The sequence below is a fragment of the Sphingopyxis sp. OPL5 genome (assembly GCF_003797775.2).
In the GTDB taxonomy this organism is placed as follows: domain Bacteria; phylum Pseudomonadota; class Alphaproteobacteria; order Sphingomonadales; family Sphingomonadaceae; genus Sphingopyxis.
In genome coordinates this window covers 1490886-1505970 of sequence record NZ_CP060725.1, presented here as the reverse complement: position 1 = coordinate 1505970, position 15085 = coordinate 1490886, and the positions used below count along the sequence as shown (strand labels likewise).

The following is a 15085-nucleotide window of genomic DNA, read 5'->3' as shown; positions in this document are numbered from 1 at the left end:
CTCATTCGCCCGCCGGCCGGGTCCATCCCTTCTTGTATTTCTCGAACCAGGCGAGGATCGCCGCGGCCTTGGCCGCCGATTGCGACGGGCGCGCGGCGATGCCGCCGTGGCTGGCACCGGGAACCTTGATCAATGCGGTGGGGACGCCGCGCAGGCGCAGCGCGGTGTAATATTGCTCGGACTCGCTGACCGGGGTGCGATAATCTTCGGCGCCGACGACGACCATCGTCGGGGTCTCGACATGGCCGACGAGCGAGAGCGGCGAGCGCGCCCAGAACAGCTCGGGCTTTTCCCACGGCATCGCGCCGAGCCAGTAGCGGCCGAAGAAGGCGGGGCCGTCGGCGGTCAGCGCCTGGGTCGTCCAGTTGATCACCGGTTTCTGCGTCACCGCCGCCTTGAAGCGGCTGGTCTTGCCGACGATCCAGCTGGTGAGCACGCCGCCGCCCGAGCCGCCGGTGACGAACAAAGCGTCGGGGTCGGCGATGCCGAGTGCGATGGCGCGGTCGACGATGCTGATGAGGTCGAAATAATCATTGCCCGGATAGGCCTTGTCGATCTCGTTCGCGAAGGCGGCGCCATAGCTGGTCGACCCTCGCGGGTTGGCCGAGAGTACGGCATAGCCCGCGGCGGCATAGAGCTGGTTATCGGTCGAAAAATGCGGGCCGTACGCCGCGAAGGGCCCCCCGTGGATTTCGAGGATCAGCGGCACCCTGGTGCCCGCGACATAGCCGGGGGGCAGGGTCAGCCAACCCTCGATTTCCTTGCCGTCGTGGCTCGACGGGGTGGTGATCTTGCGGACCTCGCCGAACGCCTTGACGTCGCGCAGGCTGCGGTTGAGGTCGGTGAGGATACGGGTCTTGCCGGCGGCCGCCAGCTGCACCTCGGCGGGGCGGGTGGCGGTGCCGCCGGTGAAGGCGATGGCATCGCCGTTCGAGACCGAGAAGCTGCCGCCGGTGTAAGGACGATCGAGCCCGCCGCCCGACACGCCGGTGACGATCGTGCGCACCGAGCCGTCGAGGCCGATGCGCGCGACTTTCGTTTCGCCATGATCGTCATATTGGGCGTAGAGGCCGGTGCCGTCATTGTCCCAGAGGATCGCGTCGGCGCCATAATCCCAATTGGCGGTCAGGCTGCGGCGGCCCGAGCCGTCGCGGTTCATCACATAGAGCTGTGTATTTTCATAGGCGCGCAGATTGTCGTCGAAACCGAGCCATGCGATCTTGCTGCCGTCGGGCGAGACGACGGGATTACCGTCGGGGCCGTTGCGGTCGGTCAGCGCGGTGACGCCGCCGCTCGCGACGTCGAGCGCGTAGATTTCGCCCTCGACCGGGTCATTTTCCCAATCGGGCTTGCGGTTGGCGCCGAAATAGAGGGTGCGGCCGTCGCGCGACCAGCTGAGCGGGCCGCCGTCGTGATAGGGGCCGAAGGTCAGCTGGCGCGGGGCGCCGCCGGTGGCGGGAACGGTGAAAATCTTCTCGAACCCCGGCTCGATATACCCCTCGCCGTCGGCGCGGTAGGTGAGCAGGTCGCGGACCTCGAGCGGCTCGGCCCATTTTGCGCCCTCGGGCTTGTTCGCGGGGGCCTTGCCGAATTTCGGCCCGTCGTCCTTGACGAGCATCGTGTAGGCGATCGACTTGCCGTCGGGCGACCAGGCGAGGCTCGACGGGCTGGTCGGCAGACCGGTCAGCCGTACCGCTTCGCCGCCGTCCATCCAGCGGACCCAGAGCTGCGCGCTGCCCCCCTCGGCCGAGGCATAGGCCAGGCGCTTGCCGTCGGGCGACCAGCGCGGCGAGAAGGCGCCGCCATTCTGGCCGGCAATCGCGACTTCCTCGCCGGTCGTCGTGTCGATCAGCCAGATCGAACTGGCCGCCTTGTCCGACATGATGTCGTTCGCGCGCCGGACATAGGCGATGCGCCGGCCGTCGGGGCTGATCTGCGGATCGGAGGCGATCGCGAGGTCGAACAGATCCTCGCCGGTGAAGCGATGCTGCGCCCCGGTGCGCGCGCTGCCGGTGGCCGAGGCCGACATGGCAGGGGGTGTGTCCGGGGTTGCGGTCGCGGCGGGGGCCTCCTGCGCGGCGGCGGTCTGGGCGGCGAGGACGAGGAGGCTCGCCCCGAGGATCGCGAGTTTACGCATAGATATCATGCCCCTTGTTCGACTGGATGGCGCGGGTCTGAACCTTAAGCGGCGGACGGTCAACCGGGTGCCCGGAGATGGTGCCGGGCACCATGCCGCGTTCAGATGACTTCCATCTCAAGGCGCGCCGAGCGGATGTCTCCCTCGTCAATCGACTGGCGTCCGAAATGCTGTTCGCTGTCGATCGTCAGGACGAGGATGACGGGGTGGTCATGGGCATTTCCAATCCGGAAGTGGAGCCGGTCGGTTCTGAGGAAGGAGTTTTCGGTTTCGCGTTCGGATTCGGTCTGGCCGCTGCCGAGCTTCCTGATCGAAAGTCCGCTCGCCACAGCCTTGGCGTCGCATGGCTTGCCCGCGCGCGACCCGCGCCGGTCGACGCATTCGACCGGATAAGTCGTCTTGCCCGCCGCGAGGTCGCGCAGCAGCCGGTCGAGCAGGAAGATATAGCGTCCGGGACCATCGATACCGTCGGCATAGAAGAGCGTGTCGAAGTCGCGGAATTTGGCACAAGCCGCCTCGCGATCATCATCATTGCCTTCGGCGGGGGACCGCCATGCGGCATAATAGGTTTCGACCGCGATGTCGTCTTTCCACTTTTCGCCTTCGCTCTTGGGACGTCCGCGCGCGATCCATTCGGGAATCGAGATTTTGTCCACGCGGCAGAGCCAGCTTCCATAAGCTTTCGGCGGGGCGTAGAAAATCATGTTGCCCGTCGGATAGGTCTCCGACGCGACGAAGGTGTCGGCGAGCCGGCCGAAGATTTCGGCCCGCGATGACGATGTCGCGGGCGCCGCCGCGGTCTCGACGACTGGCTTCTTCGGTGCCCGGTCGCAGCCCGGGAGCGCGGCCAAAGCGGCCACCAGCGCCAGTAGTCGCCCCGTCCCGAAGGTCCATTTCCCCGCCATGCCTGGTTACTCCCGCCCCGCCATCCCGGCCGCCGCCGGCTTCCACTGTCTTACTCGAATAAAACCCCTTGCCAAGGTGGCGCTACAAATGTAGCACGCTACAAATGTAGCGCATGAGGTGATTCGAATGCTGTCCAGTCTGCCCCCGCGGGAACGCGAGATTGTCGATATCCTGTACGAGCGCGGCGCCTCGACGGTCACCGAGATCGGCGAGGCGATGCCCGACGAGCTGTCGGGGTCGGCGATCCGCGCGATGCTGAAAAGGCTCGAGGGCAAGGGCTTCGTCGCGCGCGAACAATCGGAGCGCGGCTTTCTCTATGCGCCGAGCGTCCCCGAGAAGGCGGCGAGCAAGTCGGCGCTGGGGCAGGTGGTGCGCGTGTTCTTCAACGGATCGGCGACGAGCGCCGCCGCGGCGCTGCTCGGCATGCAGGACGAGATGAGCGGATCCGAACTCGATGAACTGGAAAAACTGATCGCGCAGGCGCGCGAAGGGAGGGCGAAATGATGCTCGATGCCAACATGCTGCTGGGCTTTGCTTGGAAATCCGCCGCGATCGCCGGCGTCACGCTGTTGCTGCTGCGCCTCGCGCGGTCGCGCTCGTCGAGCGAGCGGTCGATGATCGCGCACAGCGGGCTGTTCGCCCTGCTCGCGCTGCCCGCCGCGATCCTGTTGATGCCCCAATGGGCGCCGCTGCCCGCCGCGTGGTTCGCCGACGCGGCCCCGGTGGCGCTGGCCGCGGGCGACCTTTCGACAACGGGGGGGCCGGTGGCCGACCTGGCCGCCCCCGCCGCGACGTCAGTCCCTGTCGCGGCGGGGGCGACCGGGTCGCCGCCGGTCGTATTGCCATCGCTGGGCGATATTGCCCCCTTTCTCTATGCGGTCCCGCTCGTCCTGCTGTTTGGAGTGATGCTGCTCGCGGTCGTCCGCCTGTTCGCGATGCGCGGCCGCGCCGAGGTGCTGGTGCAGCCGTCGTGGCTGTCGGCGCTCGCCGAGGCGCAGCGCCGCATGGGCTTCAAGCATGGCACCGCGCTGCTGGTGAGCGAGGAATTGCGCTCGCCGATCAGCTGGGGCGTGCTGCGCCCGACGATCGTGCTCAGCCCGAAGGCGGTCGCGGCGACCGGCGAGGCCGAGGCGATCATCGCGCATGAACTGGCGCATGTCGCACGGCTCGACTGGGCGAAACTGCTCGGCGCGCGGGTCGCCTGTGCGGTGTTCTGGTTCAGTCCCTTTGTATGGATGCTGGCGCGCGAGAGCCACCAGCTCCGCGAGGAAGCCGCCGACGATGCGGTGCTGATGGCCGACATCGACGGCCCCGATTATGCGACGCTGCTGGTCGGCGCGGCGCGCCACGACAATAAGGCGACGCTGATCGCGGCGCATGGCGTCGCACCCGCCAAGAGTAGCCTGAAGCGGCGGATCACCCGCGTGCTCGACGGCAGCCTGAAGCGCGGTCCGGCGAGTGGCGGCTGGATGTTCGGCAGCCTGATGCTGCTGGTCGGGCTGACGGTGCCGCTCGCCGCCTTTTCGGCGACCGCACCCGAAGCGCGGCAGGCGGCGGAGGAGTCCCGCGCCGTCGCGGTCGCATCGCGCGAAACCGCCCGGGCGTCGGCGCGGACGGCCGTCGCTGCCCAGGCCGTTGCCGAGAAGGAGGCCGAGGCCGCCGCGGCCGGCAAGCCGCTGACCCCCGAGCAGCTGATCGGCATGCGTGCGGTCGGCGTGACCCCCGAGGACGTCCGCCAGATGCAGGACGAACGCTGGTCGGTCGATGCCGACGATGTGATCGCGGCGAAGGCGAGCGGGGTCGACGCCGCCTATATCGGCCAGATGCGCCGGTTGTTCCCCGGATCCGACGTCGGCGACATGATCGGTGCCGCGTCGGTCGGGGTCGATGCCGCCTATGCCCGCGAAATCCAGTCCTATTTCCCCGGCGTCGGACTCGACGACCTGACCGGGATGCGCGCGATGGGGGTCGACGGCGCCTATATTCGCGAGATGCGCAAGGCCGGTGTGGTGCTGCGCACCCCCGACGATGCGATCGCGTTGCGCGCGGTGTCGGCGCCGCGGCGACCCTTTGTCGCGAAGGGGCCGAAGGGCGGCAAAGGCGACAAGGGCGACAAGGCGGCGACGGTGCGGGTTGGCCCCGGCGGGGTGATCGAGGCGCGGTCGGCCGACGGCCGGGTCGCGCGGATCGAAATCCCCGAAGCACCGCAGCCGCCGGAACCGCCCGAAGATTGATCCCCGGACTCCGGTCCGGCCCAACCGGCCGCTGACGCCCGGACATTCGTCCGACCCTGGCGGCCACTGATCGAAAGTCTGTGTTGAAACGTCGCTGCGGCGGCGAGCGATGACGCTCGTCCGGCGCACGAGGGAGGAGTGTAGCCATGAAGAGCATGATTATCGCGTCGAGCCTGGCCCTGATGTCGGTGCTGGCCTGCGCCGGACCGGGCGAGCCCGCGACCGCCGCGGCGCAGGAAACGGGCGCGATCGCCTGGGACGTGAAGCCGGCCGACGGCGCCGGCGACCAGCCGGTGCTGCGCCTGCGCCAGAAGAATTCGAACAGCGACATCGCGCTCGACGGCGCGCGCCCCGAATTCGCCGCGGCGCGCAGCGCGCTGGGCGGGACCGGTCCGGTCCGCTTTGCGGTGCGGCATGCGGCGGGATCGCTCGAATGCACGGGCACGCTGACCGCGGTGCACAAGGGGCAGGGGCGGTGCGATTTCACCCCCGATGCCGGGTTCGAGCGCGAACTCGCGGCCCGCGGGCTGGCGCCCGAGAAGCGCGGCGACCTGCTCGCGATGCTGATGGTCGACGCGACGCTGACGCTCGCCGACGGGCTGACGCGCGAAGGGGTGAAGCCGAAGGACAGCAATGATTTGATCGCCGCGGCGGCGCTGGGGGTGACCCCCGATTATGTCCGCGACCTCAAGCAGGCGCCGCTGAAGCTGATCGAGGTCGAGGATGCGATCGCGTGCAAGGCGCTGGGCGTCACCGGCGCCTATGTCCGCGAACTGGTCGCGGCGGGGTATGACACGCTCAACGTCGAGGATGTGGTGGGGATGAAGGCGATGGGCGTCACCGGCGACTATGCCAGGGCGATGAACCGGGCGACGGGGGGCGGCCAGTGAAGATGGCGGCAAGCCTGACGGCGATGGCCGCGGTACTGGCGGCGCTGCCGGTGGCGGCGCAGGACGCGCCGACCGGCGACACGCCGCCGCCCGCAGCGACCGAAGTGCCCGCCAGCGGCGCGAGCGGCACCGCGCGGCAGGTCTATTCCCCCGCCGACTTCGCGCGCTACGCGCCGAAGAACGCCTATGACATGCTCAATCAGGTCCCCGGCTTTTCAATCCGCGACAACGAGAATCTGCGCGGGCTGGGGCAGGCGACGGGCAATGTGCTGTTCAACGGCGAAAGGCCGTCGAACAAGGGCGACGACATGTACACCCAGCTGTCGCGCATCCCCGCGGGCAATGTCGAGCGGATCGAGATCGTCGACGGGGCGACGCTCGATATTCCCGGATTGTCGGGGCAGGTCGCGAACATCGTCTATCGCGCCGACAGTTTTTCGGGCCAATTTTCGTGGAAGCCCGAGTTTCGGGCGCATTACACCGATCCGCTATTCACTCGCGGCGACGTGTCGGTGCGCGGGCGGTCGGGCGATCTGGAATATGAGGCGGCGCTCAACAACGACGATTCGGCGCGCAGCGGTGCCGGCGGCCCGACGCTGATCACCGACGGGGCGGGCAACCTCATCGAGCGGCGCAAGGATATCTGGAACACCCATTATGACACGCCCAAATTGTCGGGGCGGATCACCTGGGACCCCGCGGGCGACAGCGTCGCGAACCTGGGCGGCCATTATCAGCGCAAATATGACCGTTATTATGAGGATGGCGTGCGCACCGGTCCCGGGCTTGTCGACCGGCTGCGCACCGTGCGTGAAAATGCCGACAGCTGGAACTACGAGGTCAGCGGCGATTATCAGTTCGGGGTCGGACCGGGCAAACTCAAGCTGATCGGGCTGCGGCGGTTCAGCCACGAGCCCTATTCACAGGAAATCGTCACGACCTTTGCCGACGGCAGGCCGGACGAGGGCGACCGCTTCGCGCAGACCGGCGATTTGGGCGAGACGATCGCACGCGGCGAATATCAGTGGAAGATGTTCGGCGGCGACTGGCAATTGTCGGGGGAAGCGGCGTTCAACACGCTCGACAATGTGGCGTCGATCGCGGAGCTCGAGGATGGCGTGTTCGTCGACATACCCTTTCCGGGCGGCACCGGCGGAGTCAGCGAGGACCGCTACGAAGGGCTGCTGAGCTTCGGGCGCAAGCTGACGAACAAATTGTCGTTCCAGATCGTCGCGGGCGCCGAGCATTCGACGATCACCCAGACCGGGGTCAACGGCCTGACGCGCACCTTTTCCCGGCCGAAGGGGTCGCTGTCGCTCGCCTGGACGCCGACCGCCGATTTCGACGCGTCGCTCAAGATCCGGCGGCGGGTGCTGCAATTGTCGTTTTACGATTTTCTTGCGCGCGCCTTCCTCAACGATGGCAACCAGAATGAGAGCAATAACGACCTGCGGCCCCAGCAGGACTGGAGTTACGAGGCCGAGATCAACAAGAAATTCGGCGCCTGGGGATCGACCAAGGTCATCCTGATCTATCGCGACGTCGAGGACCGCGTCGATGTTGTGCCGATCGGGGTCGATGGCGAGGCGGTCGGCAATATCGCCAAGGCCAAGGCCGGCGCGATCGACTGGACCGCGACGATCAACATGGACCCCGCCGGCATCAAGGGCATGAAGTTCGAGACACGGGTGCTGGTCCAGAAAAGCTCGCTGCGCGATCCGTTCACGGGGGAGAAGCGTCAGTGGAGCGGGTTCACTGACACCGTGATTGAACTGGGCACGCGGTACGACATCCCGGGCAGCGATATCGCCTTGGGCGCGAGCGCCAACTATGGGCATTACCAGCCCAATTATCGCCGCAACCAGGTCGATAAGACGTGGGAAGGTCCGTGGTTCGCCGCGGCCTATATCGAGCACAAGAATGTGATGGGGCTGACGGTGCGGGCGCAGCTTGCCAATGCCGCCAACGCCCGGTCGAAGCGCGACCGCACCGTCTATACCGGGGTGCGCGGCGAAAGCCCGATCGCCTTTGTCGAGAAGCGCGATCGGCTGATCGGGCCGGTCTTCGCTTTCTCGGTGCGCGGGAAGTTCTGAGGAAATCCTCCCTGTCGCGCAGCGATGGGGAGGTGGCAGCGCGAAGCGCTGACGGAGGGGCGTTGGCGCGACGTCGCTGGCCCCTCCACCACTCGCTTCGCGAGCGGTCCCCCTCCCCATGCCTTCGGCACAGGGAGGATCGGTTCTCGATGGCGCCGCTTTGCGGTAAGTGAGCGCTATGACCAAGACCCGTATCAAAATCTATTTCGACGGCGGGGCGCGGCCGAATCCGGGGACGATCGAGATCGCCGTCGTGTGCGGCGGGGTCGCGCATATCGAGCGCGATGTCGGGCGGGGCGGCAGCCTCGACGCCGAATGGCTGGCGCTGATCGCGGGGCTGCGGCTGGCGCGGGCGCGGGGGCTGGAGGATTTCATATTGCTCGGCGATGCGGCGGGGGTGGTGGCGCAAGCGAACGGGACGGTGCGCGCGCGTGGCGGTGCGGCGGTCCATCTGGCGGCCTTTCGGGCGCTGGTGGGCGACGGCCCCAAGCCGCGCATCCGCCATGTCGGTCGGGCGCAGAATCTGGCGGGGATCGCGCTGGCGAAGCTGCACGGACGATAGGGGTCAGGCCCGGCGCTCGGGACCCCAGGCGCGATAGAAGGTGTCGACCGCCGCATCGACTTCGGCGGCGATCCGGTCGGTTTCGCGGCCTTCGGGAAGGCCGAGCACCGCGTGCTGGTAGATCCCCGACTGGCACAGCCCGGCGAAATGGCGGACCGCCTGCATCGGGTCGCCCGTGCGCAATTCGCCGCGCGCCATCTTGGCGGCGACCCAGATGGCGGCGCGGGCCTTGCCGCGACGCGGGCCGCGCTCGTAAAAGGTTTCGGCGAGATGCGGAAAGCGCTCGGCCTCGCCGACGACGAGGCGAAACAACGACAGCAGCGGGGTGGTGACCAGCGCCGCCATCAGCACATTGCCGAAGCGCGTCAGCACCTCGACCACCGGCTGGTCGACCGGCAAGTCGACGTGCAGCGCAGTGCCATATTCGCCGACGATTTCGTCGACCACCGCCGCGAACAGGTCCTCCTTTGACGGGAAATAGGTCCAGAGCGTCGTCTTCGACCCGCCGACCTTGGCGGCGATCGACGACATGGTGGTGCCGCTATAGCCGTTCGCCAAAAATAGCGCGCGCGCGGCGTCGACAAAGGCCTTGCGCCGCGCCGCAGCGGCATCGTCCAAAGTAGTCGTACTGTCTGGTATCATTTCGATTGACAACTTATCGTCCACAGTTCAATGGCGCATGATACCAGCTAGTATCGTTGGATGCCATGCCCCGCAGAATAATTCTTGTCACCGCTGTTTTCGGCCTGCTCGCGGGCTGCGTTGCGACCCCCGACGTCGGGCCGAAGCCGGTTCCCGTCGCGCCCGAGTCGCTGGCGTCGAGCGCCTCCTTTGCCGATGCGGCGGGCGCGTGGCCGGTCGAGGGCTGGTGGCAGGGGTTCGGCGATGCGCAGCTGACCGCGCTGATCGACGAAGGGCTGGCCGGATCGCCCGACGTCGCGATCGCCGCGGCGCGGGTGCGCGCCGCCGATGCGCTGGCGCAGCAGGCGGGCGCGGCGCTCGGCCCGCGCATTGGCGTCGAGGGCAGCGCCGGCGGCACCCAGCAGAGCAAGAATCTGGGCATTCCGCCGCAGTTCGTGCCCGACGGGATTCAGGATACGGGGCATATCGCCGCGACCTTCGGTTTCGACCTCGACCTGTGGGGCAAAAACCGCGCGGCGCTGGCGGCGGCGACCTCGGAGGTCGAGGCGGCGCGGGTCGATGCGGCGCAGGCGCGGCTGATGCTGACCACCGGGATCGCAAGCGCCTATGCCGACCTCGCCGGGCAGTTCGCCGCGCTCGACGTCGCCAACGCGGCGGTGCGGGTGCGCGGGACGAGCGCCGAGCTGTCGGCGGAGCGCGCGCGGGCGGGGCTGGAAAATCTGGCGGGGCAGCGGCAGGCCGAGAGCCGCACCGCGGCGGCGCGCGGCGATGTCGTCGCGCTCGAAGAGGCGATAGCGCTGACGCGCAACCGGATCGCGGCGCTGGTCGGCGCAGGCCCTGATCGCGGGCTGGCGATCGCCAGGCCGGTGCTGACCGTTCCCGTGGCGGGATTGCCGGCCGATGCGGGAATCGCGTTGATCGGGCGGCGCCCCGACATCGTCGCGGCGCGGCTGCGCGGCGAGGCGGCGGCGAAACGCATCGATGTCGCGCGCGCCGATTTCTATCCGAATATCAGCCTCTCGGCGCTCGTCGGGCTGCAATCGCTCGGGCTGTCGAACCTGTTCGACAAGGGGTCCGAATATGGCAATGGCGGGGTCGCGCTGAGCCTGCCGATCTTCGACAGCGGGCGCCTGCAGGGGCGCTATCGCGGCGCGCGGGCGGACTATGACGTCGCGGTCGCCAATTACGACAAGAGCCTGATCGCGGCGCTCCGCGATGTCGCCGACGTCGTGCGCAGCCGCGAGGCCAATGCGCGGCAACTGACCGAGCGGCGCGCGGCGCTGGCGGCGGCCGAAGAGGCGTCGAAGCTCGCCGGGCTGCGCTATCGCGCCGGGCTGTCGAACCAGATCGTCGCGCTGACCGCCGAGGACAGCGCGGTCGCGCTGGCGCGCGGCGTCGCCGACCTCGAGGCGCGGCAGCTGTCGCTAGACATCAGCCTGATCCGCGCGCTGGGCGGCGGTTATCGGGCCAAGACTTCCACAGGAGACAGATGATGGCCGACGATACGGCTGCGATCCCCGCCGAAACCTCCCCCACCGCCGAGGCGAATGGCGCGAAACGTAGGAAATTCCTGCGCATCCTGCTGATCGTCGTGGTCAGCGTCGCACTGCTCTGGGCGGTGTGGTATTTCCTGACGCAGGCGGGGCGGGTGCATACCGACAATGCCTATGTCGGCGCCGATTCCGCCGTCGTCACCGCGCTCGTCGCCGGGCCGGTGCAGGAGGTCCGCGTCGCGGGCACGCAGGCGGTGAAGAAGGGCGACATCCTCGTCATCCTCGACGATAGCGATGCCAAGCTGGCGGTCGCCGACGCACAGGCGGCGCTGCGGCTGGCGCGGCAGCGTTACGGCCAGGCGGGCGCCAATGCCGATGCGGCGCGCGCGCGCGTCGTCGCACGCGGCGCCGATGTGAACCAGTCGCGGGCGCGGCTGCGCGATGCCAATGCGATGGTCGACAAGGCGCGCGCCGAACTGGCGCGGCGCGAAAGCCTGTCGGGCACCGGCGCGGTGTCAGGCGAGGAAATCACCTCGGCACGCGCCGCGTTGCAGTCGGCGACGGCGGCGCGCGACCTGGCATCGGCCGGAATCGCTTCGGCGCAGGCGACGCAGGGCTCGGCAACGGGCGACCTCGGCGCGGCCGAGGCGCTGACGCGCGGGACGACGATCGACAGTGCACCCGACGTCGCGGCGGCGCAGGCGCGGCTCGAAAAGGCCGAGCTCGACCTGGCGCGCACGGTGATCCGCGCGCCGGTCGACGGCATCGTGACGAACAAGCAGGTTCAGGTTGGGCAGCGGATCGCCGCGGGCGCGCCGATCATGACGATCGTGCCGATTGCCACCGCCTATGTCGACGCCAACTACAAGGAAAGCCAGTTCAAGGACATCCGCATGGGCCAGCCGGTCGAACTGGTGTCGGACTTTTACGGCGACGACGTGGTGTTCCACGGCAAGGTCGTCGGCATCGCGGGCGGCACCGGCGCCGCCTTTTCGCTGATCCCGGCACAGAATGCGACGGGCAATTGGGTGAAGGTGGTGCAGCGCCTGCCGGTGCGCATCGCGCTCGACCCCAAGGAATTGCAGGCGCATCCGCTGCGCGTCGGATTGTCGATGGAAGCGACGATCGACACGCGCGGCGGCAAATAACGATGCTTCCAAAAATTTCGTCATTGCGAGGAGCCGAAGGCGACGCGGCAATCCAGGGGCTGCGTAAGGCTGCTCTGGATTGGTTGGCCTACGGCCGCCTTCGGCCCGCTACGCTCGCAATGACGAAGTTTGGGGGATGAACCGTGGCTAGCGCCGCCGCCACCGCCATCCTGTCCGACGAACCCGCGCCGCTGACGGGCGTGCGCCTGTTCGCGGCGGCGTTCGCGCTGGCGCTTGCCAATTTCGTCGTCGTGCTCGACACCACCATCGCCAACGTGTCGGTGCCGCATATCGCGGGCGGGCTGGCAGTGTCGCCGACGCAGGGGACGTGGGTCATCACCAGCTATGCGGTGGCCGACGCGATCAGTGTGCCGCTGACCGGCTGGCTCGCGATGCGTTTCGGCACGGTGCGCTGGTTCCTCTATTCGATCGTCGGCTTCGGCATTTTCTCCTTCCTTTGCGGTATATCGCAGACCCTCGACGGACTGATCGTCTTCCGCATTCTGCAGGGGCTGTCGGGCGGTCCGCTGATGCCGCTGTCGCAGATCTTGCTGCTGCGTATCTTTCCCAAGGAGAAGGCAGGGATCGGCCTCGCGATCTGGGCGATGACGACGACGACGGCGCCGATCCTCGGGCCGATCCTCGGCGGGCTGATCAGCGACAATTGGAGCTGGCCGTGGATCTTTTTCATCAACCTGCCGGTGGTCGCGCTCTGTTTCTTCGGGGTCGGGAGCCTGTTGCGGCCGTTCGAAACCGAAAAAGCCAAGGCGCGGATCGACACGGTCGGGCTGATCCTACTCGTGCTGTCGGTCGGCGCCTTCCAGTTGATGCTCGACACCGGGCGCGAGCATGACTGGTTCGGATCGACATGGATCGTGACGCTGGCGATCGTCGCCGCGATCGCGTTCGCCGCTTTTGTCATCTGGGAACTGACCGACGAAAATCCGGTCGTCGACCTGCGCGTCTTTCGGTTCCGGGGATTCAGTTTCGCGACGATCGCGATCTCGCTGGGGTTTGGCGCCTTTTTTTCCCAGGTCGTGCTGACCCCGCTGTGGCTGCAGCAGGTGGCGGGCTATACCGCGACCGAGACCGGCTATGTCGTCGCGTGGATCGGGGTGTTCGCGGTCTTGCTGTCGCCGGTGGCGGCGGGGCTGATCGGCAAGATCGACATTCGCATTTCGATCAGCGCCGGCATCATGTGGATGGCGTTCGTGTCGATCCTGCGCGCGAGCTGGAACGCCGATGTCGACTATTGGACGCTCGCGCTGCCGCATTTGTTGCAGGGCATGGGCATGCCCTTTTTCTTCGTCGGGCTGACCGCACTCGCGCTGTCGAGCGTGCCGCCTGACAAGCAGACGTCGGCGGCCGGGCTGATGAGTTTCCTGCGTACCTTGTCGGGGGCGATGGGGACGGCGATCGCGACGTCGGCGTGGGACAGCCAGAACCGCGTCGCGCGGTCCGAACTGGTGAGCCATATGAACGACACCGGCGGCGCGATGGATCAGTTGCAGCGCGCCGGGCTGAGCCTCGAACAGGCGCGCGCGGCGATCGAGCGGATGGTCGATGTGCAGGCGGGCACGATCGGGGTACTGCACCTGTTCCTCGCCGCTGGGGTGGTGTTTGTCATCGCTGCGATCGCGGTTTGGTGCGCACCGCTGCCCAAGCAGGTGTCGATGGGCGCCTCGCACTGACGCGATCCGGGCACGGCCCGGCGCGGTAATATCGTTCGGCCCTGATTAACCACCGTTCCGGCTACCGTTCCGGTTGACGCGCCCCGCCGCGCGCCACAAGCGAGCCTGACAGAGGGTGCGGGCGCGGGTGGCCGACCGGACCCCGCCTCCCCCAACGCCGCCAAAAAAAAGGGTCCGCACCCCCCATGAGTTTTTTCCATCGTTTCGGCCAAGGTTTCGGCAGTTCCGCGCACGACATGGCCATCGACCTCGGTACCGTGAACACCGTCGTTTATGCCCGCGGCCAGGGCATCGTGCTCAACGAACCTTCGGTGGTCGCGCTTGAAACGCGCGATGGCGTGCGGCGGGTCAAGGTCGTCGGCAACGACGCCAAGCTGATGATGGGCAAGACCCCCGGCAATATTGAGACGATCCGGCCGCTGCGCGACGGTGTGATCGCCGACATCGACGTCGCCGAGCAGATGATTAAATATTTCATCGACAAGGTGCTCGGCGGCCCGAGCCGACTGCGCCGCCGCAGCCATGTCGTGATCTGCGTCCCGTCGGGGTCGACGATGGTCGAGCGCCGCGCGATCCGCGATGCGGCGAGCAACGCCGGCGCGGTGTCGGTGCAACTGATTGAGGAGGCACTGGCCGCCGCGATCGGCGCTGGGCTGCAGGTTGCCGAGCCGCGCGGAGCGATGGTGGTCGACATCGGCGGCGGGACGACCGAGGTCGCGGTGCTGTCGCTGAGCGGCATCGCGTACAGCAATTCGGCGCGCGTCGGCGGCGACAAGATGGACGAGATGATCTCGTCCTACATCCGCCGCAAACATAATCTGATGATCGGCGAGATGACCGCCGAGCGCGTCAAGCTGGCGATCGGCTGCGCCACCCCGCCCGACGGCGACGGCACGGTGATCAGCGTCAAGGGCCGCGATCTCGTCAACGGCCGTCCCGCCGAAATCCGCGTGTCGGAGGTCGAGATCGCCGAGGCGCTCGCCGAGCCGGTCGGCCAGATCGTCAGCGCGGTGCGCGCCGCGCTGGAACAGACCCCGCCCGAATTGTCGGCCGACATCATCGACGAAGGCATCACCCTGACCGGCGGCGGCGCCTTGCTCGGCCGGATGGACCAGGCGATCGCGCAGGCGACCGGGCTCGACGTCAAGGTCGCCAAGGACGCGCTGACCTGTGTGGCGACCGGCGCTGGAATGGCGTTCGAGGACCCCGCTTACCATGGGGTGCTGATCGCGGGGTGATCCCATAGGGGCGCAGGTCGGTCACCTGTTGTTAGTCGTTGGCGATTAGCG

The 15085-nt window shown here is 67.8% G+C and carries 12 protein-coding genes; 9 read left to right on the top strand and 3 right to left on the bottom strand.

From position 1 onward, the window contains the following. Position 1 precedes the first annotated feature (1 nt). Together EEB18_RS07275 and EEB18_RS07270 are read right to left on the bottom strand one after the other, a co-directional pair. Positions 2-2137 carry an alpha/beta hydrolase family protein gene (locus EEB18_RS07275; protein WP_187138991.1) on the bottom strand — a complete coding sequence of 712 codons (2136 nt, stop codon included), beginning with the start codon at positions 2135-2137 and terminating at the stop codon, positions 2-4. A 101-nt stretch (positions 2138-2238) separates the two neighbouring features. Next, a complete protein-coding gene (locus tag EEB18_RS07270; protein WP_187138990.1) occupies positions 2239-3042 on the bottom strand; it encodes a hypothetical protein in 804 nt (267 codons plus the stop codon). Between the two features lie 127 nt (positions 3043-3169). Here EEB18_RS07270 and EEB18_RS07265 point away from each other — a divergent pair, with 127 nt between their 5' ends. The 5 genes from EEB18_RS07265 to EEB18_RS07245 all read left to right on the top strand — a co-directional run bounded on the left by EEB18_RS07265 (position 3170) and on the right by EEB18_RS07245 (position 8822). Next, the gene (locus EEB18_RS07265; protein WP_187138989.1) at positions 3170-3547 is read left to right on the top strand and encodes a BlaI/MecI/CopY family transcriptional regulator; all 378 of its coding nucleotides are present in this window, start codon (positions 3170-3172) and stop codon (positions 3545-3547) included. Then, positions 3544-5277, top strand: coding sequence for a M56 family metallopeptidase (locus tag EEB18_RS07260; RefSeq protein WP_187138988.1), 1734 nt, complete (start codon positions 3544-3546; stop codon positions 5275-5277). The genes EEB18_RS07265 and EEB18_RS07260 overlap by 4 nt, the downstream gene beginning before the upstream one ends. Before the next feature lie 146 nt (positions 5278-5423). After that, positions 5424-6167, top strand: coding sequence for a hypothetical protein (locus tag EEB18_RS07255; protein ID WP_187138987.1), 744 nt, complete (start codon positions 5424-5426; stop codon positions 6165-6167). Between the two features lie 2 nt (positions 6168-6169). Beyond that, positions 6170-8260: a TonB-dependent receptor plug domain-containing protein gene (locus EEB18_RS07250; RefSeq protein ID WP_187139165.1), complete on the top strand. Its 2091-nt coding sequence runs from the start codon at positions 6170-6172 to the stop codon at positions 8258-8260. A gap of 178 nt (positions 8261-8438) precedes the next feature. Next, complete coding sequence (locus tag EEB18_RS07245; RefSeq protein ID WP_187138986.1) at positions 8439-8822, top strand: reverse transcriptase-like protein; 384 nt, start codon at positions 8439-8441, stop codon at positions 8820-8822. 3 nt (positions 8823-8825) lie between these two features. Here EEB18_RS07245 and EEB18_RS07240 read toward each other — a convergent pair whose 3' ends face one another. Beyond that, positions 8826-9464 carry a TetR/AcrR family transcriptional regulator gene (locus EEB18_RS07240; RefSeq protein ID WP_262408156.1) on the bottom strand — a complete coding sequence of 213 codons (639 nt, stop codon included), beginning with the start codon at positions 9462-9464 and terminating at the stop codon, positions 8826-8828. Between the two features lie 65 nt (positions 9465-9529). On the opposite strand from EEB18_RS07240, the gene EEB18_RS07235 reads away from it, so the two are divergent. From EEB18_RS07235 to EEB18_RS07220, 4 genes are all read left to right on the top strand, one after another. Next, positions 9530-10957, top strand: coding sequence for an efflux transporter outer membrane subunit (locus tag EEB18_RS07235; RefSeq protein WP_187138985.1), 1428 nt, complete (start codon positions 9530-9532; stop codon positions 10955-10957). Then, the gene (locus EEB18_RS07230; protein ID WP_187138984.1) at positions 10957-12105 is read left to right on the top strand and encodes an HlyD family efflux transporter periplasmic adaptor subunit; all 1149 of its coding nucleotides are present in this window, start codon (positions 10957-10959) and stop codon (positions 12103-12105) included. The genes EEB18_RS07235 and EEB18_RS07230 overlap by 1 nt, the downstream gene beginning before the upstream one ends. Positions 12106-12248: 143 nt before the next feature. Further along, positions 12249-13796, top strand: a complete 1548-nt coding sequence (locus EEB18_RS07225; protein WP_187138983.1) for a DHA2 family efflux MFS transporter permease subunit — start codon at positions 12249-12251, stop codon at positions 13794-13796. Between the two features lie 185 nt (positions 13797-13981). Then, the gene (locus tag EEB18_RS07220; RefSeq protein WP_187138982.1) at positions 13982-15034 is read left to right on the top strand and encodes a rod shape-determining protein; all 1053 of its coding nucleotides are present in this window, start codon (positions 13982-13984) and stop codon (positions 15032-15034) included. The last annotated feature ends 51 nt before the right edge of the window (positions 15035-15085 follow it).

What these genes read in the sequence shown, in the direction of transcription:
- EEB18_RS07235 (WP_187138985.1), top strand. Translation starts at nt 9,530, where the DNA reads ATGCCCCGCAGAATAATTCTTGTCACCGCTGTTTTCGGCCTGCTCGCG.
- EEB18_RS07220 (WP_187138982.1), top strand. Translation starts at nt 13,982, where the DNA reads ATGAGTTTTTTCCATCGTTTCGGCCAAGGTTTCGGCAGTTCCGCGCAC.
- EEB18_RS07245 (WP_187138986.1), top strand. Translation starts at nt 8,439, where the DNA reads ATGACCAAGACCCGTATCAAAATCTATTTCGACGGCGGGGCGCGGCCG.
- EEB18_RS07270 (WP_187138990.1), bottom strand. Translation starts at nt 3,042, where the DNA reads ATGGCGGGGAAATGGACCTTCGGGACGGGGCGACTACTGGCGCTGGTG.
- EEB18_RS07250 (WP_187139165.1), top strand. Translation starts at nt 6,170, where the DNA reads ATGGCGGCAAGCCTGACGGCGATGGCCGCGGTACTGGCGGCGCTGCCG.
- EEB18_RS07275 (WP_187138991.1), bottom strand. Translation starts at nt 2,137, where the DNA reads ATGCGTAAACTCGCGATCCTCGGGGCGAGCCTCCTCGTCCTCGCCGCC.
- EEB18_RS07240 (WP_262408156.1), bottom strand. Translation starts at nt 9,464, where the DNA reads ATGATACCAGACAGTACGACTACTTTGGACGATGCCGCTGCGGCGCGG.
- EEB18_RS07255 (WP_187138987.1), top strand. Translation starts at nt 5,424, where the DNA reads ATGAAGAGCATGATTATCGCGTCGAGCCTGGCCCTGATGTCGGTGCTG.
- EEB18_RS07265 (WP_187138989.1), top strand. Translation starts at nt 3,170, where the DNA reads ATGCTGTCCAGTCTGCCCCCGCGGGAACGCGAGATTGTCGATATCCTG.
- EEB18_RS07260 (WP_187138988.1), top strand. Translation starts at nt 3,544, where the DNA reads ATGATGCTCGATGCCAACATGCTGCTGGGCTTTGCTTGGAAATCCGCC.
- EEB18_RS07230 (WP_187138984.1), top strand. Translation starts at nt 10,957, where the DNA reads ATGGCCGACGATACGGCTGCGATCCCCGCCGAAACCTCCCCCACCGCC.